The organism is Aeromonas sp. sif2433 (assembly GCF_019218705.1).
GTDB classification, from domain to species: domain Bacteria; phylum Pseudomonadota; class Gammaproteobacteria; order Enterobacterales; family Aeromonadaceae; genus Aeromonas; species Aeromonas encheleia.
The window spans coordinates 1-22,172 of sequence record NZ_JAHUXD010000021.1; the positions used below are offsets into that span (position 1 = coordinate 1).

Annotated in this window: 21 protein-coding genes and 1 rRNA gene; 11 read left to right on the forward strand and 11 right to left on the reverse strand. The window is 62.1% G+C overall.

The window, feature by feature from the left end:
• From KW825_RS20020 to KW825_RS20030, 3 genes are all read right to left on the reverse strand, one after another.
• Positions 1-1,666, reverse strand: a 1,666-nt coding sequence (locus KW825_RS20020; RefSeq protein ID WP_218330217.1) for a retention module-containing protein, incomplete at its 3' end; no start/stop codon positions are given.
• Between the two features lie 223 nt (positions 1,667-1,889).
• Positions 1,890-3,551 carry a putative transporter gene (locus tag KW825_RS20025; protein ID WP_042655068.1) on the reverse strand — a complete coding sequence of 554 codons (1,662 nt, stop codon included), beginning with the start codon at positions 3,549-3,551 and terminating at the stop codon, positions 1,890-1,892.
• A gap of 114 nt (positions 3,552-3,665) precedes the next feature.
• The gene (locus tag KW825_RS20030; protein ID WP_042655067.1) at positions 3,666-4,298 is read right to left on the reverse strand and encodes a hemolysin III family protein; all 633 of its coding nucleotides are present in this window, start codon (positions 4,296-4,298) and stop codon (positions 3,666-3,668) included.
• A 200-nt stretch (positions 4,299-4,498) separates the two neighbouring features.
• Between KW825_RS20030 and KW825_RS20035 the strand changes: the two genes are divergently transcribed.
• The 3 genes from KW825_RS20035 (at position 4,499) to KW825_RS20045 (ending at position 7,049) form a co-directional block, all read left to right on the forward strand.
• Positions 4,499-6,013 carry a pyridoxal-dependent decarboxylase gene (locus tag KW825_RS20035; RefSeq protein WP_218330218.1) on the forward strand — a complete coding sequence of 505 codons (1,515 nt, stop codon included), beginning with the start codon at positions 4,499-4,501 and terminating at the stop codon, positions 6,011-6,013.
• 163 nt (positions 6,014-6,176) lie between these two features.
• Positions 6,177-6,728, forward strand: a complete 552-nt coding sequence (locus tag KW825_RS20040) for a septation protein A (RefSeq protein ID WP_218330219.1) — start codon at positions 6,177-6,179, stop codon at positions 6,726-6,728.
• A 24-nt stretch (positions 6,729-6,752) separates the two neighbouring features.
• Positions 6,753-7,049, forward strand: a complete 297-nt coding sequence (locus KW825_RS20045) for a YciI family protein (protein ID WP_042655064.1) — start codon at positions 6,753-6,755, stop codon at positions 7,047-7,049.
• Positions 7,050-7,140: 91 nt separating this feature from the next.
• Here KW825_RS20045 and cysQ read toward each other — a convergent pair whose 3' ends face one another.
• Positions 7,141-7,911 (reverse strand): 3'(2'),5'-bisphosphate nucleotidase CysQ, encoded by a 771-nt coding sequence (gene cysQ, locus KW825_RS20050; protein ID WP_218330220.1) that lies wholly within the window; start codon positions 7,909-7,911, stop codon positions 7,141-7,143.
• A 165-nt stretch (positions 7,912-8,076) separates the two neighbouring features.
• Here cysQ and KW825_RS20055 point away from each other — a divergent pair, with 165 nt between their 5' ends.
• The 3 genes from KW825_RS20055 (at position 8,077) to KW825_RS20065 (ending at position 11,015) form a co-directional block, all read left to right on the forward strand.
• Complete coding sequence (locus KW825_RS20055; protein WP_218330221.1) at positions 8,077-8,397, forward strand: ComEA family DNA-binding protein; 321 nt, start codon at positions 8,077-8,079, stop codon at positions 8,395-8,397.
• A gap of 94 nt (positions 8,398-8,491) precedes the next feature.
• Positions 8,492-9,403 (forward strand): UTP--glucose-1-phosphate uridylyltransferase GalU, encoded by a 912-nt coding sequence (gene galU / locus KW825_RS20060; RefSeq protein ID WP_218292823.1) that lies wholly within the window; start codon positions 8,492-8,494, stop codon positions 9,401-9,403.
• A gap of 214 nt (positions 9,404-9,617) precedes the next feature.
• Positions 9,618-11,015, forward strand: coding sequence for a peptide MFS transporter (locus KW825_RS20065; RefSeq protein ID WP_218330222.1), 1,398 nt, complete (start codon positions 9,618-9,620; stop codon positions 11,013-11,015).
• A gap of 67 nt (positions 11,016-11,082) precedes the next feature.
• Here the strand turns inward: KW825_RS20065 and KW825_RS20070 are convergent, their stop codons facing one another.
• A complete protein-coding gene (locus KW825_RS20070) occupies positions 11,083-12,054 on the reverse strand; it encodes a response regulator (RefSeq protein WP_218330223.1) in 972 nt (323 codons plus the stop codon).
• Between the two features lie 305 nt (positions 12,055-12,359).
• Here KW825_RS20070 and KW825_RS20075 point away from each other — a divergent pair, with 305 nt between their 5' ends.
• The 3 genes from KW825_RS20075 to KW825_RS20085 all read left to right on the forward strand — a co-directional run bounded on the left by KW825_RS20075 (position 12,360) and on the right by KW825_RS20085 (position 14,721).
• On the forward strand, positions 12,360-13,034 hold the full coding sequence (locus tag KW825_RS20075; protein ID WP_042655071.1) for a DnaT-like ssDNA-binding domain-containing protein: 675 nt from the start codon (positions 12,360-12,362) through the stop codon (positions 13,032-13,034).
• Between the two features lie 66 nt (positions 13,035-13,100).
• On the forward strand, positions 13,101-13,955 hold the full coding sequence (locus KW825_RS20080) for a DnaA ATPase domain-containing protein (RefSeq protein WP_218330224.1): 855 nt from the start codon (positions 13,101-13,103) through the stop codon (positions 13,953-13,955).
• Between the two features lie 130 nt (positions 13,956-14,085).
• Positions 14,086-14,721 (forward strand): NAD(P)-dependent oxidoreductase, encoded by a 636-nt coding sequence (locus KW825_RS20085; RefSeq protein ID WP_218330225.1) that lies wholly within the window; start codon positions 14,086-14,088, stop codon positions 14,719-14,721.
• Positions 14,722-14,749: 28 nt separating this feature from the next.
• Here the strand turns inward: KW825_RS20085 and KW825_RS20090 are convergent, their stop codons facing one another.
• From KW825_RS20090 to KW825_RS20105, 4 genes are read right to left on the reverse strand one after another with little or no spacing between them, the layout of a single operon-like run.
• Positions 14,750-15,928: an ABC transporter permease gene (locus tag KW825_RS20090; protein WP_218330226.1), complete on the reverse strand. Its 1,179-nt coding sequence runs from the start codon at positions 15,926-15,928 to the stop codon at positions 14,750-14,752.
• A complete protein-coding gene (locus tag KW825_RS20095; RefSeq protein ID WP_218330227.1) occupies positions 15,925-17,067 on the reverse strand; it encodes an ABC transporter permease in 1,143 nt (380 codons plus the stop codon). Before KW825_RS20095 ends, KW825_RS20090 begins: the two co-directional genes overlap by 4 nt.
• Positions 17,067-18,071: an HlyD family secretion protein gene (locus KW825_RS20100; RefSeq protein WP_218330228.1), complete on the reverse strand. Its 1,005-nt coding sequence runs from the start codon at positions 18,069-18,071 to the stop codon at positions 17,067-17,069. The genes KW825_RS20095 and KW825_RS20100 overlap by 1 nt, the downstream gene beginning before the upstream one ends.
• A complete protein-coding gene (locus KW825_RS20105) occupies positions 18,068-19,474 on the reverse strand; it encodes a TolC family protein (protein ID WP_256354025.1) in 1,407 nt (468 codons plus the stop codon). Before KW825_RS20105 ends, KW825_RS20100 begins: the two co-directional genes overlap by 4 nt.
• Before the next feature lie 292 nt (positions 19,475-19,766).
• Between KW825_RS20105 and dusB the strand changes: the two genes are divergently transcribed.
• The gene (gene dusB / locus KW825_RS20110; RefSeq protein ID WP_042655054.1) at positions 19,767-20,732 is read left to right on the forward strand and encodes a tRNA dihydrouridine synthase DusB; all 966 of its coding nucleotides are present in this window, start codon (positions 19,767-19,769) and stop codon (positions 20,730-20,732) included.
• Positions 20,733-20,766: 34 nt separating this feature from the next.
• The gene (gene fis / locus KW825_RS20115) at positions 20,767-21,063 is read left to right on the forward strand and encodes a DNA-binding transcriptional regulator Fis (protein ID WP_005309538.1); all 297 of its coding nucleotides are present in this window, start codon (positions 20,767-20,769) and stop codon (positions 21,061-21,063) included.
• A 77-nt stretch (positions 21,064-21,140) separates the two neighbouring features.
• On the opposite strand, the gene KW825_RS20120 is transcribed toward fis, so the two are convergent.
• Both KW825_RS20120 and rrf read right to left on the reverse strand, forming a co-directional pair.
• Positions 21,141-21,773: a LysE family translocator gene (locus KW825_RS20120; RefSeq protein ID WP_218292828.1), complete on the reverse strand. Its 633-nt coding sequence runs from the start codon at positions 21,771-21,773 to the stop codon at positions 21,141-21,143.
• 294 nt (positions 21,774-22,067) lie between these two features.
• Positions 22,068-22,172 (reverse strand): 5S ribosomal RNA (gene rrf / locus KW825_RS20125); the annotation flags it as partial.

Here is a 22,172-nt window from a genome sequence, read left to right on the forward strand (position 1 = left end):
TGGTCTCACCCTCTTTCAGGTACTGCACCTTGTCGTTGGCGACTTCATAGCTCCACTTGCCATCTGTGGTGATGGTCAGGCTACCCAGCACACTGCCGGTCGGGGTACCGGTACCGGCCTTGAACACCGCCTCGCCCGCATCCAGATCGGTCAGGGTCAGGGTGCCGGTCTCGGTCAGGGTCGGTTTGCTCTCGTCTTCCAGCACCGCGCCGTGGTCGGCACCGCTGATCACGGCCGCATCGTTCACGCCGGTGACGGTACCTGTCACCCCTGCGGTAGCGTTGTGCAGGCCGTCGGTGATGGTGTATTCGAAGGAGATGCTGCCATTGAAATCTGGTGCTGGCGTAAAGACCAGCTGACCATTGCTGAGGGTCACTGTGCCATTGTCGATGGCCACGGAGCCGCCTTCGGCGATGGTCTGGCCGTTGATGGCGTTGATGGTCAGGCGATCGCCGTCGACATCGGTATCGTTGCCGGTCACATTGATGGTGACTGTGCCATCCTCCGCCACGCTGAACTGATCATTCACGGGCGAGGGTGGGGCGTTCACTATGCTGTTGTCGGTGCCCTTGGGCGAGGTATTGCCCACCGGATCGGTCAGGGTGGCATCGACCGAGATAGGGCCGTTGATCGGCAGATCGGTCGTGGGGATGGTCAGATTGACCTGAGCCTTGTTGATGTCATCTGTGGTCAGGATGGAGCTGCTGTCAGGCACGCCATCACCATTCCAGTCCACATCGAGGCGATCGCCCGCCTTGGCGTCGGCAGGCAGGTGGATGATGACATCCACCCCATGCTCCCGCTCGTTGGCGGAGATGACGTTGTCCGCGCCATCCTGAATGTCCACCAGCGGTGCAGAAGGCGCCGTGCCGTCCACGCTGCCATCATCGGTGGCGGTGCCGGTATTGCCGTAGGGATCGGTCACTGAGGCCGTCACCGTGTAGCCACCGTCGGTCAGCGGGGTGACGACATCCACGCTGAAGGTGCCATCCGGCTTGACCGTGGTGATCAGGGTCTGCTGCTTGCCACCGGCATCGGTGACCAGCAGGGTCACGGTGCTGCCAGGATCGGCATCCGTGGTCCCCGTCAGCGTCGGGGTGTTGTCGTTGGTGTTGTCCGGTGCCGACACCGTGATGACGGGCGCCGTGAGGTCGGCGTTCTCGTCCTCCCCACCCCGCGCCTCGGCAATGACACCGATCTCGCCCGGGTTGGCGGTATCGAAGCCGGCGGCGGCGATGGTCACATCCCCGGTCCGGTCGATGCTGACGAAGCCGCCGTTGCCACTGGAACCCTCGACACCACCGATGTTGCCCGCAGCCGGTGCCCCGCCGGCGGCTGAAGCCTCAAAGGCCTGGGTCGGATCTGTGCCTGCCAGTATGGCCTGCTGCAAGGCCGCCACATCATCAGGAGTCCCCGCCGGCCCGTTCTGCGTCAGCAAGGAGGCATCATCCGCGGCCGGATCGAGCTCCTTGGTCGGGCTCAGGGTGAAGGTCTCGCTGCCCCCCTGGAAACTGGCCCCATCCGGGCTGAGCACCACCGCATCCTTGGGAAGCACATCGCCTTCGGTCAGCAGTGTTTGGCTCCCATCCGCGGCAACCAGATAGACTTTGCCTTTCAGCTGGGTAACGACGACGTCCTGATCCAATACGATGTTGTGGCTGCTCATGCTTTCTCCTGAATACCAATGGGCAAAAATTTACAGCGTCTAATGTGCCCGCGAACCCGACCATAAACCAGTGAGAAAATTCGAACGGATAGACTACTTTGAGACTGAATTAGGCTTAGAAACCGAAGGGTGAACTGCGAGGAATAAAATTAATTAAATCAATAATATTGACTGGGGCCAATGGAGACGGGAACCCCAATGAGGGTTCCCGTCAGATGGGTGCTCAGACCCCGGCCCAGAGCAGGATGGCCAGCAGCTGGGGCGAGATGATCCGCAGGAACATCACCAGCGGATAGACGGTGGCATAGGACAGGGCGCTGGCCCCGCTGGTGGGGTGCATGCCGTTGGCGAAGGCCAGGGCGGGAGGATCCGTCATGGAGCCCGCCAGCAGGCCGCACAGGGTGAGGTAGTTGAGCTTGCCATAGTGGCGCGCCAGCACCCCGACCACCAGCAGCGGGATCAGGGTGATCGCCATGCCGTACATCATCCAGGCCGGGCCATCGCCGTTGATCAGGGTGTCGATGAAGCCGGCCCCGGACTTGAATCCCACCACCGCCAGGAACAGCACTATGCCGATCTCGCGCAGCGCCAGGTTGGCGCTGGGCGGCATGAACCAGTAGAGCTTGCCAATGCTGCCGATGCGCGACAGGATCAGCGCCACCACCAGCGGCCCCCCCGCCAGTCCCAGCTTCAGCGCCGCCGGGAAGCCCGGCAGGTAGAAGGGGATGGAACCGAGCAGCACCCCAAGGCCGATACCGATGAACACCGGCAGCATCTGCACCTGCTGCAGCTTCTGCTGCACGTTGCCGACCACGCTGGTGACGGCCTCGATGGCCTCGAGCCGTCCCACCAGGTTGAGAATGTCGCCAAACTGCAGGCTGGTCTGGCTGGTCGGCACCAGCTCGATGCCGGCCCGATTGAGCCGAGAGATGACCACATCGTATTTCTGCTTGATGTCGAGATCCCGGATCCGCTTGCCGAGCACCTGCTCGTTGGTGACCACCACCCGCTCGACCCGCAGCTCGGTGCCCCGGGTGGAGAGCGAGGTCTCCACCTCCTCCCCCAGCACCAGCAGCACCTTGTGCAGGGCATGGCGCTCGCCGACCAGGTGCAGCAGATCGCCGAGCTGGATGCGTGAATCCGGATTAGGCACCATCAGCTCATCGTCGCGCTTGAGACGGGAGCAGATCACGTCGGCCTCGTCCAGGCTCGGGATCTCGCGCAGCATCAGGCCATGCATATTGGGGTTGCGCACCGCGATGTTGATGGTCTGCAGGCTCTCCTTGGTCTTGCCCGCCTGTTGCTCGAACGCGGCCGCTTCTTCGTCGATCTTGATGTGAAAGAACATGCGAATCAGCCACATGGTGAGCAGGATGCCGCAGATCCCGAACGGGTAGGCCACCGCATAGCCCATGCCCATCAGCCCGGTCATGTCCGGATCGGCCCCGAGCTCGGCCAGGATCTGCTGGCCTGCCCCGAGGGAGGGGGTGTTGGTCACTGCGCCGGAGAAGACCCCGAGGATCACCGGCAGCGGCACATCGAACAGCTGATGCAGGGCCGCCGCCACCACGCAGCCGAGCAGCACCAGCAGGGCGGCGAAGCCATTGAGCTTGAGCCCCGAGCTGCGCAGGGAGGAGAAGAAACCGGGACCGACCTGGATGCCGATCGTGTAAACGAACAGGATCAGGCCAAATTCTTGAATAAAATGAAGTGTTTGCTCATTTAACTGCAAGCCGGACAGGCCTGCGAAGTGACCCACTATGATGCCGCCAAACAGCACCCCGCCGATCCCCAACCCCACGCCATAGACCCGCCAGTTTCCCAGCCAGAGTCCCAGCACCGCCACCAGCGACAACATGCTGATGGAAAGCGCGATCTCACTCATTGTGTGCATCCTTTGCAAGCCGAACTGTCCCTAGCTTGTCAGCAAATGCGGAGGCCAACTGTGTGATGCCGCACGAATTGAGGCTTTCGTACGCCAAGGAATACCAACTAAGGGTTAGACGTAGCCATAGATGGCCGCGAAGTGACAGAGGCTGCCCCCCAGCACGAACAGGTGCCAGATGGCATGGTTATAGGGGATCCGCTTCGCCACGTAGAAGATGACACCCAGGCTGTAGATGAGCCCGCCTATCCCCAGCAACAGCAGCCCCTCTCCCGCCAGGTGGAGGTAGAGCTGATAGATGACCACCAGCGACAGCCAGCCCAGCATCAGGTAGGTGAACAGGGACAGGCGCTTGAAGCGGTTGATGAAGAGCAGCTTGAACACCACCCCGGCCAGGGCCAGTGCCCAGATCACCACCATCAGCCCCTGTGCCAGCGGGGTATCGAGCGCCACCAGCAGGAAGGGGGTATAGGTACCGGCGATCAGCAGGTAGATGGCGCAGTGATCGAACACCTTGCACCAGCGCCTCGCCGCCCCCGAACCCATGCTGTGATATAGCGTCGAGGCGAGGTAGAGCAGGACCAGGCTGGCGCCATAGAGGCCGTAGCTCAGCAGCGCCTGGGGGCCCTGATCCCAGCCCTTGTGCAGCAGCAGGATCAGACCGAGGATCCCCAGCAGCAGCCCCAGCCCGTGGCTGAGGCGGTTGGCCCACTCCTCCCGTGGGGAATAACCCGTCACATCACTCATCAGATACTCCTGTCCAGACTCGGCTCACTCTAGCGGCCCTGATTTCAGGCTACAAGTGTTAGCTCAAAAATAAAGGCGCTGCCTGCCAGGGATTCGCCGTCGCCAGGAGAGGGCTGCCCCCCCTGTTCCTTTGGTGTATGCTCTGCGGCCGACGCACAAGCCTGGCCGCGTCTGCCCGGCACCCTGGTCTGGAGAACCTGATGAAGCTGACTGAACTCTTTACACAACCGGATCCTGCCTTCGGCCAGGCCATGACGGCCCTGCTGGAGACCTTCCACCACTCGGATGACAGTCAGGCTCCCTACCAGCGCGATCACTTCGTTCATCAGCTCGATCAGTCCCGCATGCCCGCCGCGGGCATGAGCACTCAAGCCTATCTGGCGCGGCTGGCCACCCTGGTGCCCGGCGCCTCCCACCTCACCTCCCCACGCTACATGGGGCACATGACGGCGCCGTTACCGGCCTTCACCGCCGAGCTCTCCCGCTTGCTGGTGATGCTCAACCAGAATCCGATGAAGATGGAGTCCTCCCGCCTGCTCAGCTTCCTGGAGCGGGAGGTGCTGGCCAAGCTGCACCGCCTCATCTATCGCGAGGGGGATGACTTCTACGAGACGCAGATGCATGCCAAGGATGCGGCCCTCGGCGTCATGACCAGCGGCGGCACCATCGCCAACGTCACCGCCCTCTGGCTGGCCCGCAACCGCGCCTGTGGCGACAACCTGTTCGCCCTCTACGAGCAGGGCTACCGCGGCGCCGTGATCCTGGGCTCGCGGCTGATGCACTACTCCTTCGACAAGGGCATGGATCTGCTGGGGCTGGGCGCCGGCAACGTCTGGCGGCTCGATACCGACGCCGACAACCGGCTCAGCATCGCGGCCCTCGAGACCGCGCTGGCCCAGTGCAAGGCACAGAAGCTCAAGGTGCTGGCCCTGGTCGGCGTCGCCGGCAGCACGGATTTTGGCTCCATCGATCCCCTGCCCGAGCTCGCGGCCATCGCGGCCCGCGAGCGGATTCACCTGCATGTGGATGCCGCCTGGGGCGGCCCGACCCTCTACTCCCCCCGCTACCAGGAATTGCTGGCGGGGATAGAGCGGGCCGATACCGTGACCCTGGACGGCCACAAGCAGCTGCTGGTGCCACTCGGTACCGGCATGTTGCTCTGCCGCCAGCCGGATCTGATGATGACGGTCAAGCGGGAGGCCCCCTACGCCATCCGCGCCAGCTCCTTCGATCAGGGCCGCTTTACCCTGGAGGGCACCCGCCCCGCCAATGCACTCTATCTGGACGCCGCCTTCCAGCTGCTGGGCCAACAGGGTTATGCCGAGCTCATCGAGGCCAACTACGACCGGGCACGGCTGATGGCCGCTCTGATCGAGGCCGATCCGGCCTTCGAGCTGATGTCGGCGCCGGTGATGAACCTGCTCTCCTATCGCTGCATTCCACCCCACCTGCAAGGCAAGCCGCTGGATGAGGCGGCCAACGAGCAGATCAACGCCTTCAACGTGGCGCTGCAGAAGGCGCAGCGGGCCGAGGGCCACAGCTTCGTCTCCCGCACCCAGCGGGCGGTGGGGCGCTATGGCAGCCAGCCGCTCACCCTGCTGCGCGCCGTGCTGCTCAACCCCTTGATCGAGGAGCGGCACATTCGCGAGCTGCTGGCGGATCAGCTGCGGCTGGGCCAGGCCGTTGCAAACCAGCTGTTTGACACGACCGCCTGACTAAATCGCAGACGCCCGGCGCGGCCCTGACAACCGCCGGTGGCGGGTCTGGATCTGGCATAAAGATAGAGTGGAACCGACGGCAATCCGGATGGTCTTATTCATTTGCCGTTGCCTAACAGGCAGGTACACTGAGTGAAATTTTGAGGTTAATGAGCCCAGCATGAAGCAGTTTATTGAATTTATTCCCCTGATCGTGTTCTTCGCCGTCTACAAGTTCTACGACATCTATACCGCCACCGGCGCCCTGGTCGCCGTCACCGGCCTGCAGTTGCTCTACAGCTGGGTGCGCTATCGCAAGGTCGAGAAGATGCAGCTGTTTACCTTCCTGCTGGTCGGCTTCTTCGGCGGCCTCACCGTCTTCTTCCATGACGATACCTTCATCAAGTGGAAGGTGACCGTCATCAACGTGCTGTTTGCCCTCGCGCTGCTCATCAGCCGCTACGGCTTTGGCAAGAACCTCATCAAGCAGATGCTGGCCAAGGAGCTGCAGGCCCCCGACCGCGTCTGGGACAACGTCAATCTCGGCTGGGTCGGCTTCTTCGCCGTCTGCGGCCTGCTCAACCTCTATGTGGCCTTCAACCTGTCGCAAGAGATGTGGGTCAACTTCAAGGTGTTTGGCCTGCTGGGCATGACGCTGGTGTTCACCCTGCTGAGCGGCGTCTATCTCTATCGCCACATGCCGGCCGAGCAGAAAGCAGAACAGAAAAAATAACCGCAACCAGAAAAGGATTCTCTCATGTGGTATCTGATCTACTCCGAAGACGCCGCGGGCAGCCTGCCCCAGCGTAAATTGGCCCGTCCCGCCCACCTGGCCCGTCTGCAGGCGCTGCAGGATGAGGGACGCCTGCTGACCGCCGGCCCCAACCCGGCCATCGACGCCGAGGATCCGGCCGATGCGGGCTTCACCGGCAGCACTGTGATCGCCGAATTCACCAGTCTGACCGAGGCCAAGGCCTGGGCCGATGCCGATCCCTATGTGGCGGCAGGCGTCTGCGCCAGGGTCACCATCAAGCCCTACAAGAAGGTGTTCTGAGTTCAGACCCACTCGCACCCGCGATAGAAAATGCAAAAGGCCGGACAATGTCCGGCCTTTTTACCTCTGCGGCCCCTCGTTGGTGAAATGCTCAGGCCCGCGCCACAAACCAGGGATTGAGGATATCCGGCTTGTTGTACTCGAGCGCTGAGCCATCGAGTCGGGTCACCGAGCCCCCCGCTCCCTCCAGCACCGCCTGCGCCGCCCCGGTATCCCATTCACAGGTGGGGGCTAGGCGCGGATAGAGCTCGGCGTCCCCCTCGGCGATGATGCAGAACTTGAGCGAGCTGCCCATGGAGACCAGCTCTATCTCGCCCCGCGCTATGTCACCAAAGCGGGCCAGGTAATCCAGGGTCGCCTGGGACAGGTGGTTGCGGCTGCCCACCACCCGCCAGGCTTGTCCATCCGCATGGGGGCGAGTCTTGATCGCCACCGTCCTCCCCCCGTCGATGCGCCAGGCCCCCAGGCCCCTTCCGCCGTACCAGAGCCGGTCGGGCACGGGGGCATAGACCAGGCCCCAGACCGGCCTGCCATCATCGATCAGCGCTATGTTCACCGTAAACTCACCGTTGCGGGAGACGAACTCCTTGGTGCCATCCAGCGGATCCACCAGCCAGTAGCGGGACCAGCCGAGCCGGGCCTGCATCGTCTCGGCATCTGACTCCTCGGACAACACCGGGATAGTCGGCGTCAATCTGGCCAGCGCCTGCACTATCACCTCATGAGCCCCCTTGTCGGCGGCGGTGAGCGGGCTCTCGTCGGCCTTGTACTCCACCGCAAAAGGCTGATGGTAGATGGCCATGATGGCCTCACCGGCGGCACGGGCGATGGGCTCCAGCTCGGAAATGGCGGGTAAGAACATAGAAAAGATATCTCGCTCAAATGGTTAGCCAGTGTAACCGAGGAGGCCGTGTCCAGCTTATAGCCGATTTGCCTGAGTTATTCCCTGCTACTTCTGACAGACAAAAAGTGGCGCAATACGACTAATGATAAATGTGCAATTAACGCAACATAAGGACATGAAGCCATGAACTACAAAACACTGACGGCAGCCCTGCTGCTGGGTTGCCTGCCCCTGCTGAGCCAGCCTGTGCTCGCCGCCGACAAGCCGGCGGCCAAGCCCGCCACGACCGTCACCAGCGCCAAGGAGGTTGGCAAGATCAACCTCAACACCGCCAGCGCCGCTGAACTCGCGGAGCTGAAGGGGATCGGCGAGAAGAAGGCCCAGGCCATCGTCGACTATCGCGAGAAGCAGGGCAAGTTCACCTCGGTGGATCAGCTGGCGGAGGTAAGCGGCATAGGGCCAGCCACCCTGGATGCGAATCGGGACATGATTATCGTCAAGTAACCGATCAAGAGCCGTTTCGTTATGAGGGCAGCCGGTGGCTGCCCTATTTTTCTTCGGGTATCATGAGCTCACTTTGTACCTTTGGACTCATTCCATGAAAAAGACACCGCTCGTTGTACGCAAGGCCGTTCTCCCCGTCGCCGGTCTGGGTACCCGCATGCTGCCCGCCACCAAGGCCATCCCTAAAGAGATGCTGCCGGTGGTCGACAAGCCGCTGATCCAGTATGTGGTGCGCGAAGCCATCGCCGCCGGCATCAAGGAGATCATCCTGGTGACCCACTCCAGCAAGAACTCCATCGAGAACCATTTCGACAAGAGTTTCGAGCTGGAAGCGACCCTGGAGAAGCGGGTCAAGCGGCAACTGCTGGAAGAGGTACAGCACATCTGCCCCAAGGACGTCACCATCATGCACGTGCGCCAGGGTGAGGCCAAAGGGCTGGGCCATGCCGTGCTCTGCGCCCGCCCGCTGATCGGCGATCAGCCGTTCGCCGTGCTGCTGCCGGATGTGTTGATCGACGAGGTCGCCAGCAATCTCAAGCTGGACAACCTGGCGGAGATGGTGCACCTGTTCGAGGAGGAGCACATCAGCCAGATCATGGTGGAGGCCGTGCCCGAGAGCGAAGTGGACAAGTATGGCATCGCCGACATCAAGGGCGAGGCACTGAGTGCCGGCATGTCACTGCCGATGCAGGCCATCGTCGAGAAGCCGCCGCGTGATGAGGCGCCCTCCAACCTCGCCGTGGTCGGCCGCTATGTGCTCTCCGCCAACATCTGGCCCTTGCTGGAGAAGACCCCCGCCGGTGCCGGTGACGAGATCCAGCTGACCGATGCCATCGCCATGCTGATGGAACACGAACAGGTCAACGCCTACTTCATGAAGGGTCGCAGCCACGACTGCGGCAGCAAGATGGGTTATATGAAAGCCAACGTGGAATATGCAGTGCGCCACTCGGAACTGAACGGTGAATTTACGGCCTGGCTGAAGCAGTTCGTCAAACAGTTGTAATACCTGAATATTTACGACATTGATAGAATAAAGAACTGGGCATCATTTGATGCCCTTTTTTCATTTTAAAAACAAATATTCAACCATTGATAGATAAATTATCCCTAAAACCTCTCATTGTAATTCAATCACGCTTGTTTTATAAGGAATATGGCTTGTTCCTAGCCCTTGCATAAAATTCCTAAAAAAATATAAGACACAGGTGGAAGTTCCAATGAATAATCCGTCCAAAGGGACCTTTTTAGGTCACCCTAAAGGGCTTTTTTTGCTCTTTAGTACCGAACTGTGGGAGAGATTCTCCTATTACGGCATGCGTGCCGTGCTCGTCCTCTATCTGACTGACATGACGGCCAATGGCGGTATGGGCTGGACCCAGGCCGACGCTCTCAAGCTGTATGGCATCTATACCGGTCTGGTTTACATCACCCCCATCATAGGTGGCTGGTTGGCGGATACCTTCCTGGGTCAGCGTCGCGCTATCCTGTTTGGTGCCGTGCTGATGGCCGCCGGTCAGTTCACCCTGGCCCTGCCGCACTCCATGTTCCCCGACATGGTCAACACCGTCTTCTACGCGGGCCTTGGCTTGCTGATCCTGGGTAACGGCCTGTTCAAGCCGAACATCTCCACCATGGTGGGTGACCTCTATCAGGCAGGTGACCACCGCCGTGACGGTGCCTTCACCATCTTCTACATGGGCATCAACCTGGGTTCCCTGCTGGCCGGTGTGATCTGCGGCGCCGCCGCCACTGCCTATGGCTGGCAGGCTGCCTTCGTCAGCGCCGGTATCGGCATGCTGCTCTCCCTGGTAGTCCAGGCCACCATGGCCCAGCGTTTCCTGGGTGACATCGGCCGTGTGCCGGCCGCCCAACGCGCCGCCGAGCAACGCTCCAAGGAGCAGAAGGCGCCGCTGACCAAGCAGGAAGTGGATCGCATCAAGGTCATCCTGGTGCTGGGTCTGTTCACCATCATCTTCTGGGCTGGCTTCGAGCAGGCCGGTGGCCTGATGAACCTGTACGCGCAGGAATATACCGACCGCATGATCGGCAGCTTCGAAGTGCCGACCGCCTGGTTCCAGTCCCTGAACCCCTTCTTCATCATCACGCTCGCCCCGATCGTCGCGGCCATCTGGATCAAGCTCGGCAGCAAGGAGCCAAACTCCCCGGTGAAGTTCGCCATGGGTCTGCTGTTCCTGGCCGTGGGCTTCCTGTTCATGATCGGTGCCGTGCTGGAGCAAGGTGGTGATCAGGCCGTCAAGACCTCCATGTTCTGGCTGGTCGGTGCCTATCTGTTCCACACCCTGGGTGAGCTCTGCCTCTCTCCGATCGGCCTCTCCATGGTGACCAAGCTGGCGCCGCTGCGTCTGGCCTCCCTGATGATGGGTGCCTGGTTCGGCTTCGTCGCCCTGGCCAACTACATCGCCGGCTTCGTCGGCTCCTTCGTCGGTGAGTCCGGTGCCATCGCCATCTTCGGTGGCATCGCCATCGCCGCCGTGATCAGCGCGCTGATCCTGTTGACCATGGCCAATCGCCTGGTCTACTGGATGCACGGTGCCGAGGGTCCGGCCAAAGAGTCCGACGAGCAAGACAAGAAACTGCAGTCTGCCACCGTCTAATAGGTTCAGACTGAATAAAACAAGGAGGGCGCCCAGTGGGCGCCCTCCTTGTTTTCGTCTTCCTGGGTCAGTGATGGCGAACCTGCATCTTCAAGGCGCTGCCGCTATCGCTGCGAAACTGCAGCTCGAACGGCTCGTGCCAGCTGCGCCTGTGCAGCGCATAGCGGCTGCTGCGCATCAGTCCGAGCGGCAATCCTCCCGAGCGCATCAGCCAGTGGGGCGAGGTGAGGCCCGCATTGGCAAATACCAGCCCATCTTCCTGATCGAACAGCAGCGCCGCCATGGCGAAGGAGTGACGCAGGCCCGATTCGAGCAATTGCAGATTCAGGTAGTCGAGCAGGCGGTGCGGCTGGGTCAGCAGCAGGCTCTCCTGCTGCTGGAACTGGCGATAGGGCCCATTCATCAAGGAGCGCACCAGGGCGCCGCAGAAGGCGGCGTCCATCCCGAGCAGCGGCAGCTCCATCACCAGCACCAGCAGCTTGTCATCCAGCTTGAAGGTGTCGGGAATGAAGAGGTTGCCCATGCCGGCGAAGGTCACCTGCCAGGGGCCCCACTCCTGCAGACCCGGTGGTGTCAGCCAGGCCAGCAACCGGCTGGAGGCCCTGTCGTGAGCCCGGAAAAAATCGATGTGATCCATCAGCTCCAGCTGCTGGCTCTGGTGCAAGCTCCCCGTCAGGCACTGATCGATGCTGCGCCGGATCTGGCTGTAGTCGGACACCGGCTTGATGAAGAAATCCCTGGCGCCCGCCCGCAGCGCACGCTCGACCGATTCCATCTTGTCCTGGCCAGAGATGACGATGACGGGCACGTCCGGATAGCGGGCGGTCAGGCAGGCGATCACCTCATGTCCGTCCATGTTGGGCATGTTCAGGTCACATAATACGATATCGGGGTGATATAACGCGGCGGCGGAGAGGCCTTCGATCCCGTCTTCGGCCTGAAAGACACAGGCCCCATCATGCTCGAGATAAGTGACCAGCGAATGGCGAAAAACCGCCTCATCCTCCACCACCAAGATCCGTAGTCCGGCTTCTGACATCTTGACAAAGCTCTTATTAGTCAAACGGTTATTTGAGTATTAAGCCTAGTCCAAGCGCGGTCAATTTAGCCAGCCCGATCTCGCCGCCAGTCACCTGAAACCGGGGTGATGCTTTCCAAGCATTTGAAATTATCGAATTATTTCGCCAATATTTTCTGGCTCAATCAGCGGCGGCCCTCGCAGGCAAGCGCAAGCCGATGGGGGCGCCCCCATTGCCTCACCGCCTCATCATGCCGGCCAGCCATGAATTGTATGCGACTCCGCCATGAGGGATAATGCCCCCACTCCAGCCCGTGAAGAACACCATGACTCCAGCCGAATACAGCGCCCTCGCCCACCCCAGATTGTCCCACCCGGCCCGCAGCCTCTACACCCTGCAGCTGCGCAGATTGGTGCTGGAAAATCAGCTGGCCAGGCTCAACTACCCCGAGCTGGGTCGGGCGCTGGCGGTGGTGGATCCTACCGACCCCAGCGGCTTCTGTTTCCAGGTCAATGCCCGCCAGCTGACCGAGCTGCTCGACGAGTTGATGGAGGCCGGGCTGTTGCAGGTCGAGGCTCAGCCCGACAGTGAGCACTACCATCAGAGCCCGTTCCAGCTGCCGTTGCTGAGCCAGCGGGTACGCAGCCCGCTACCGGAGCGCCCGTTCCAGATGCACCTGCAGTGGCGACCGGATGAGGAACTGCCCGCCCTCGCCCGCCTGTGCGGGGTGATCGACGCCAGCTACAACGAAGAGGATTTGGGGGAGTTCATTGCCTACTGGCTGGGGCGCCCCGAGGTGTTCGACTCCCAGCATCAGTGGATGCTCAGGTTTATCCGGGCCCTCAAGAGCCGCCGTTACGCCCGTCGTCAGCCGATGGTGGTGGCGGGCTATCAACAGGTCACGCCTGCCCCCGCCGAGTCTGGCCCGAGCAAGCGGGCACAGGAGATGATCGAAGAGGCCAAGCGCCTGGCCCAGACCCAGGAGCCGGATAATGATTGATCCCGGACGCCCGCAACAGGCACTATTAGCCCCTTGCCAACCCAGCCCCAGCAGAAGGAGCCTTCCATGACTGACCCGCACGATCCCCTGCGCCAGGAGCTGGAGGAGATCGAGGCCAAGCGCCAGAGGATCGCCAAAGCCAAACAGGACCACCGCATCCACGATCCCGAGCTGAGCCAGCACGTGGGCGGCCTGCTCGAGCGCATTCGCCGCCTGCAGGCCCAGACCGGCGGCAGCCAGTACGACTACGAGACCCTGCGCAAGGAGTACGACGCCAAGGCCAACGCCGAGGTGCGCGAGCTGCAGAAGACGGCCCGCCAGGAGCGGATCCAGAAGCTGATCGCCCAGGCCGACCTCAACCCGGACTGGATATTCGACAAGATGGATGCCACCGATCCGGCGCTGCAATACCCCATGGAGACGGCCCGCTACTTCATCAGCGGCTTCGAGCACTGGGAGAAGAGCGGCGGCGGCTGCATGCTCATCTACGGCGACTATGGCACCGGCAAATCCACCCTGGCGGGCGCCGTGGCCCATGAGCTGATCGCCCTGCATCAGAAATCGGTGATCTTCCAGCAGTGGGCCTCTGTGGTGGACCGGCTGTTCTTCAACGTGATCCAGGATCAGGAGGAGCGCAATCAGTACCGCCGCGCGCTGGAAGAGGTGGATCTGCTGATCATCGACGAGGTGGCCGCCAACCGCACCAAGATGGCGGAGAGCCAGTCCAGCTTCCTCGGCCACCTGCTGCGCCGTCGTCGCAACCTCTCCAAGAGCGTCATCATCATCACCAACCACAGCCCCCAGAGCCTGCACCAGGCCATCGGCGACTTCAGCTTCGAGGCGATCAAGGCGTTCAATCCGGTGGATATCCACCTGAGTGGCCCCAGCCGCCGCCCCAGCATAGGTCACTACAACGGCTGATCCCCAAGGCCCGGCGTCAGCGACGCCCGGCCCGTCGTTTCCCCCCGCCCCCTCACAGATAGAAACAACTCTCATTTACATAGCGCCGTCGAGCCCCTAGGCTAGCCCTTTTGTCCAAGGGAGATCTCTCATGCCAACCACACTCATCTTCGGAGCCAGCCGCGGGCTGGGCCGCGCCTTCACCGATCAGGCCCTGCGCCAGGGACACAGAGTCCTGGCCCTGGTTCGCAACCCGGAGGCGGCGGCCGAGCTGCGCACGCTGGGAGTCGAGGTCGTCGAGGGGGATGCCCTGGATCCGGCTGCCGTCACTCGCGCCTGCACCCTGGCAGGCAACGAGGCGCAAGTGGTCTCCACCCTCGGCAGCTTTCGCCAGCCGCAGCCGGTGGACTATCAGGGCAACCGCCATGTGATAGACGGAATGGAGCAGGCCGGGCTCGAGCGCCTGCTGCTGGTGACCTCGCTCGGCTGCGGCGACAGCTGGCAATATCTGCCAGAGCGGGCCAGAACGGCCTTCGGTCACGAGGTACGCTTGAAGAGCCTGGCCGAGAGCTGGCTGCAGAGCAGCACGCTGGCCTGGACCATCTTGCGGCCGGCGGGACTGCAGGATGGCGAGGCCACCGGCCAGGCCGTGCTGAGTCAGGGGAAAGAGGTACACGGTCTGGTCAGACGCCAGGATGTGGCCATGCAGGGTTTGCGACTGCTCACTGACGAGCAGACTCTCGGCCAGATCTACGCCATCGGCGACCCCGACCTGCAGCGCAGCTGAGCCCGTCCGCCCAAAAAAACGGTCAGCCTCAGCTGACCGTTTTCATCTTGGTCTCGGCGGCCTGCCGCTGGCGCCACGCCAGCAACCAGCAGGCGAGCAGCGCGTTGAGCAGCGTCAAGCCCCACAGCTGCCACCAGTAAGGGGCCACTTGAGTAAAATCGGCCCCCATCTGGTTCAGGCGCAGCAATCCCTCGATGGCCGGCGTGCTCGGCGCCCACTGGGCCAGCCAGTTGAGCGGCGTCGGGATCAGCTCCAGCGGCCAGATAAAGCCGGCGAGGAAAACCAGCGGCAGTGATGAGACCAGCACCACCTGGGTCGGCAAGTCACGGCGGGTAAACAGCGCCCCCAGCACTATGCCCAGCAAGGTGGTCGCCAGCAGGAAGGGCAGGATGAACAGCCACAGCTCGGCCGGCTCGGCGGTGCGGGCTATGCCGTAATAGTCGAAACAGAAGCCGAAGAAGTAGCTAACGGGCAGCACGAACAGCCCCCCCAGCACCAGGGTGCGGGCCAGCAGCAGAGGCAGCACCGGCACCTTCTGCCAGTAACCGGACTCCCCGCGCGCGCTGCGCTGGTTCTGGGTCGCCCCCAGGATGCTGGCCCCCATCAACAGCACCTGGTGCAGGATCAGCACGAACACCGCCGGCACCACGTAATTCACATAACCCATGCTGGGGTTGAAGACCGGCAGCACGTTGAGCCCCACCGCGTTCCAGCCCATGGCCGCCTGTGGCAGCGCCTCGCCCTGGCTGAGCAGACGTGCCACCTTGATCTCGGCCGCCAGGGTGCCCCCCGCCTGGGCCAGCCCTTCGGCGATGGTGCCATAGACCAGGAAATAGGAGGCATCGCCGGCATAGCTCAGGGTCACACTCTTGCCCAGCATCAGATCCCGGTAGAAATGACGAGGAATGTGCAGGATCCCGCTCGCCTTGCCGGTCAGCAGCCACTGACGGGCCTCCTCCAGGCTGCCGACCCGCGCCACCAGTTTCACCTGGGGCGTCGCATCGGCCATGAACTCCAGCTGACGGGAAAGCTGGCTGCCATCATCGTTGACCACCACCACCGCCTCTTCCCGGGGCAACTGGTGCAGATAGGGCTGCGGATAGAGGAAGGAGTAGAAGAACACCCCACCAAACAGGGTCAGCATGATGGCGCGGTCCGCCAGCAGGGTACGCAGCTCGAGACGCACCAGATCCCAGAAACCCATCATAGTTCCGGCTCCTTAATGGCCAGCTGGCGGGCGGCCTGGGCCTGCGGTTGATAGCGCCGTACCACCAGTAACAGCGGCAACAGGAACAGCAGCAGGGCCCCGAACTGGGGCAGGGCCGCATCGAGCGGCAGGCCGTAGTTCGCCTGCCCGACCTGCAGCTCCACATAGTGGGAGATGGGCAGCAGGCTGCGCCAGAACTGGGCGAAGTCCCCCATGGCGCTGACCGGGAAGGTCACCCCCATGAAGGCGAAGCCGGGTGCCGTGTAGGCGCCCGCCAGCGATAGGGCGCGGGCCGGATCCCGGATGACGCCGTAGAAGAAGGCGCCCATGCTGACGCAGGCGGCCGAGGCCAGCCCCAGGCCCAGCGTCAACACCAGCCAGCTTCCCTGCATGGGATAGCCAAGCGCCCTGAACAGCAGCAGGCTCCACGCCAGCCCCCATACCCACCCGATGAGCACATGAGGCAACAGGGTGCGCCAGAGGCCGAACCAGACCCCTTGCGTGGTCCAGTCCAGGCCGAGTCGATCGGCCCGGGCCAGGGCGTTGATGCCATAGAGCACCACCAGGATCTGCCACACCGCCGGCAGCAGGGCACTCAACAGAAACTGGGCGTAGCTGGAGTTGATGTTGTAGAGCGCCGTCACCTGGCTGGCGATGGGGACGGACTGCCCCAGGGCGCCCGGCAGCGCCTTGCCATCGGCCATAGCCGCCAGCACGCCGACCTGGCCGTTGAGGGTGCCGACCACCTGGGCCAGCGCCGCGTTGACCAGCTTGGCGATCAGGATGAACTGGCCGTTGTTGAACACAGTCACCTTGGGCTGGGTGCCCTCCCGCGCATCCCGCTCCAGATGGGCGGGGATCACCACCAGGGCATAGACGTCGCCGCCGCGCAGCGCCTTGGCCCCCTCGTCGATGGAGTCAAACTGATCGCTCAGGCGCAGTCCGGCGGAGCCATCCAGCGAGAACGCCAACTGACGGGAGAGCGCGCTGCGATCCAGATCCACCAGACCCACCTTGAGATCCCGCGCCAGCCCGGCCGAGAAGATCCAGCACAGCAGCCCGATCAGCAGCAGCGGGATCCAGCTAATCAGGGCCCGGCTGAACGAGTCCTGCCACAGCAGCCGCCATTCGCGCCGCATCAGAGCTCGACCAGCACGCTCATGCCGACCCGCAACCCTTCAACCGGTTGCAAGGGGCGCGCCTCCACCTGGAAGCTCTTCATGTCGAAGCCCTGGCGGGTGTCGGTGGCACGCCAGGTGGCGAAGTCCCCCATCATCGCCACGTGGGTGACCTTGAAGCGCACCGTTTGATCCCCCAACCCTGGGAGGCTGGCATCGAACTCGGTGCCGACCTGGAAGCGGGGCAGCAGATCCTCGCGCACGTGGAACTGGGCCCAGGCATCCTCCATGTCGAGCAGGGTCACCACCGGGAAGCCCTGCGGTGCCAGCTCGCCGCTGCGCAGCAGCACCTGCGCGACCTCGCCGGCATGGGGGGTGGCGATGCGGGTGTCGGCCAGATAGGCCTCCACCTCGGCCACCCCGCCTGCCGCCATCTTGGCCTGCTCGCGGGCCGCGACCTTGGTCTCCTCCCGTGCGCCTTCCAGGGTCATCTGATACTGCTGCCAGGCCATGCCTTCGCTGTATTTGGCTGCCTGCCAGGCGGTCCAGGCCTCATCCCGTTTCTGCAGCGGCATCACCCCTTCCCGGTGCAGGTTGGCGATCCGCTCATAGGTCTTGCCATGAAGCTGGGCCGCAGTCCTGGCCTGCTGCCACTGATCCTTGGCCGCCGCGATCTGCTGGGCCCGTGCCCCCTTCTCCGCCTCCTGCGCCATGGCACCGGCCGCCGCCTGCCCGGCCTTGGCCTGGCTCAGCTTGGCCTCGATCTCGGGGCTGGCCAGGGTGAATGCCAGCTGACCCTTGGCCAGCTGATCTCCCTTCTTCACCAGCACCTGGTCGATGCGCCCCGCCACCTTGGAGGAGACCGAATACTGCTGCGCCTCGATCTGGCCCTGCAGGCGCACCGGCTCCGGCTGATAGGCCAGCCAGAAACGCCAGCCCAGCCAGATGACCAACAGCACCAAGGCCAGCGGCAACAACAGCGGCTTGCCCTGGCTCATCTTCTTCTTGATGGGGGGATGACTCATGAATTCACCTCTGTCGCCTGAGCATGCTGATATTGATTGAAACTGTTCATCTGACCGGAGAGCGCCAACAGGCGGGCCAGGGAGATCACGTATTGATAGGCAGCGGCGGCGCGCTGGGTCTTGACCCCGGCCAGCTGGTTGCGCGCATCCACCACATCCAGCGAGGTGGAGAGCCCCTGGCCGAACGCCTTGTCCCGCAGCAGCACGTTCTCCTCGGCCAATGCCTGGGTCGAGGAGAGGGAGTGGTACTCCTCCAGCCCCTGCGCAGCCTCGCGCCAGGTCTTCTCGACCAGCAACTCCAGATCCTGGCGGGTCTTGGCCTGCAACAGGTTGACCTGCAGCTCGGCACTCTTGGCCGCCTGCACCGTCTCGGAGCGGCCATCACGGCTCACCAGCGGCATGCTGACCCCGACCCCGACCAGCCAGTCCGGCGTGGTCTTGGAGACGATGGAGTCATCCTCATAGAGGTTGTAGTTGCCGAACAGGAACAGCTCGGGGGCGTACTTCCCCTTCTCCAGCTTGATCATCCCCTGCGCCTGCTCCTTCTTGGCCGCCAGCAGCTTGAGGCCGGGGTGCACCGTCAGGGTCTCCTGCACGAAGGGATCGAGTTGCGGCATGTTCTCGTTGATGAAGAGCCGGCTGTTGGGCTCCGCCTGCTTGATCTTGAGCATGTGGCCGAGCGCCAGCTGGGCGATCTCCAGGCTGCGCCGCGCCTTCTGGGTATCGATGCGGGCCCTGTCATAGGCCGACTGGGCGGAGAGCCGCTCGACCCTGGCGATCTGGCCCTGTGCCTCCAATTTTTGGGCATGATCCAGGTGATGGGCCAGCCCCTGCTCGATCTCCTGCTTGGTCTGCACCACCTGCGCCGCCAGCACCACCCCGAAGTAGGTCTGGGAGAGGCTCTCGAAGCTGGCCTGCTGCTTGAGCACCAGCAGCTGTTGCGCCTCGCTCACCTGGGCCTGGCGAATGTCCTGGGCCGCATCGATACGCCCGCCGACGAACAGCGGCCACAGCATCTTGACCGAGCTGGTGACCACGTTCTGTTTGGTCAGGGGGGTGACGAAGTCGCTGGGGCTGAGGTTGAGCGCCTGCATGACGGGGCCCAGCACCTTGCCAAATTCGGGGTGATTGGCGATGGGGTTCAGATCCAGCATGTCGAGTTCCATCGGCTGATCGAGGTGGGTGTAGCTGGCCCCCACGTCCACCTTGGGCAGGTACATGGCCTTGGCCGCCTCGCGCAGCTGCTCTGCCCGCGCCACCCCGGCCTGCTCTGCCGCCAGTCCGTCATCCTGCTGGATGACCCGGCTCCAGGCCTCGGTGAAGCTGACGGTCTGCGCCTGGGCCGAGCCCAGCATGGCTCCCAGCAGGCACGGACAGAGCGATTTGATGAACCTTGACGTCATACATCCCCAATTTCTGTTTGTAATAAAATTGTGTGGAGCCTTTGCTCGATTCAGGCTCGCTATCATAACGCAAACCCGCAGCGGAGGGAGACAGACAAATGAATGAGTCCCTCACTCATTTGACCCCGAGTATGCTCCCGGACAATCTGCCTGATTTTCAAGCACTCCTGAATTTGCAAGCCTTGGCGCGACGTTTTTTTCAGAAAAAAGTGGCTGACGCTCAAATACTAACCTTTTCTCCTGACTAAAAAATGCGTAATATACGCCGCCCTAAGCCGATGGTAACCGTGGAATGCAGATAGGTCCCCACACGCTTGAAACTCCCTTGATTGTGGCTCCCATGGCCGGTGTAACAGACCGACCATTTCGTGAACTTTGTTTACGATTGGGCGCTGGCATGGCCGTTTCCGAGATGCTGCTGGCCAACCCGGATGTCTGGGATACCCAGAAAACCAGGATGAGAATGGATCACTCTGCCGAAAGCGGACTGCGATCGGTCCAGATTGCCGGAGCCGACCCCGAGATGATGGCGTTTGCCGCCCGCTACAACGTGGAGCAGGGCGCTCAGATCGTCGACATCAACATGGGTTGTCCTGCAAAAAAAGTGAATAAGAAGTTGGCAGGCTCCGCCCTGCTGCGCCAACCCGATCTGGTCAGAACCATCTGCCGGGCCGTGGTGGATGCAGTGGAGGTGCCTGTCACCTTGAAGATCCGCACAGGATGGGATCCGGATAACCGCAATGGCGAGGAGATCGCCCGAATCGCCGAAGATTGCGGTATCGCGGCCCTTGCCGTGCATGGTCGTACCCGTTCCTGCCTCTACCGGGGGGAAGCGGAGTACGACACTATCAGGGCGATTAAGCAGGCCGTATCGATTCCTGTTGTCGCCAATGGCGACATAGACAGCCCGGAGAAGGCCCGGTATGTCCTCGACTATACCGGCGTCGACGCCGTGATGATCGGCCGTGCTGCGCAAGGACGACCCTGGATTTTCCGGGAAATCCGTCATTTTCTTGAGACGGGCACCAAGCTGCCGCCTCCCGACAGGGAAGAGGTTCGCACCCTGATGAACGAGCATGTTACCAACCTGCACCAGTTTTACGGTGCATATCTGGGAGCGCGCATTGCCCGTAAACACGTGGGCTGGTATCTGGATGAAGAAGAGACGGGCCGAGAATTCCGTAAACATTTCAATGCCCTGGATTGTGCAGATGCACAGCTGACGGCACTTGAAGTGTATTTCGATGGATTAGGTTAACGCATAACTCGCATAACTAAAGAGCCGACCGAATATGTTCGAACAAACCCTGACTTCTGATGCATTGGTAACAACTACTCACAATCACGCTGCCGAGCCGACCCAGCGCCCCCTGCGTGACTCTGTGCAACAGGCCCTGCGTAACTACCTGGCCCAGTTGAACGGTCAGGAAGTGATTGATCTGTACGATATGGTTCTCTCCGAAGTCGAAGCGCCCATGCTGGACGTGATCATGCAGTACACCCGTGGTAACCAGACTCGCGCCGCCGTGATGATGGGCATCAACCGTGGTACCCTGCGCAAGAAACTCAAGCGTTACGGCATGAACTGATCTCCCGATCAGCCTTGCTGCAGTGCAGACGAAGGCGTATTCCAGCGATGGGATACGCCTTTTTCTATGGCCGCGATTTACTCCGTCGCCAACTTGATGCCGAGCCCGACAAACAAGCCCCCCATCAAGCGGTTGAGCCAGCGCCCCAACCGGGCAGGCAGGCGTACCCTGCGGCTCGCATAGGCGGTCGAGAAGGCCAGCAGGTGGCACCAGATCATGCCGTTGAGGTTGAAGATACAGCCCAGCAGGATGAAGGCCAGCGCCTTCTGTGGTGCATCTGGGGCAATGAACTGCGGGACAAAGGCGAGGAAGAAGAGCGCTACCTTGGGATTGAGCACATTGGTCAGCAGGCCTTGCCGGAAGATCCGCCCATAGGAGAGCGCAGGCAGCGTCACCGCTGGCTCGGTCGTCGCAGGGGACGTTGCGCCTTGCCTGAGCAGGGAAATCCCCAGATAGACCAGATAGAGTGCCCCCATCAACTTGATGACCACGAACAGTTCGGCCGAGGTACTCAGCAGAGCCGACAGCCCCAGGGCCGCCGCCAGCACGTGCACCATGGTGCCAGTCCCTATCCCCAGCGCCGCCACCGAGCCTGCTCGCCAACCCTGCGAGCCACTGCGCAACATGATGAGCAGGGAGTCTGGCCCAGGCATCATGTTCAACAGCAAGCCAGATACGATAAACAACGCCAGATCGTGGATCCCCAACATACACAGCTCCCTTGCCGATGAAACTCACAGTCTATGGATCCAGCCCGCCTTGTCACTCCCCAATAACGGCAATAGTGAGCATAAATGGAAGGCATAGCCAGACGATATGAGGGTCAGCAGCGAGGGGCAGTGATACCGAAAATAGGGTCACAAGATACACAGATGGGTAATCAATAGGTATTTGTGGAGTGGATGGTCTGAGCATCCGCTGCTCCATCAACAAATCGGCACCGAAATCCTGAATTTCAGGCAATAAAAAAGCCCGCTCGATTGAGCGGGCTTCTTCAATTGGGTGCCTGGCAGTGTCCTACTCTCGCATGGCGAATGCCACACTACCATCGGCGCTACCGCGTTTCACTTCTGAGTTCGGCATGGGATCAGGTGGTTCCACGGCGCTAT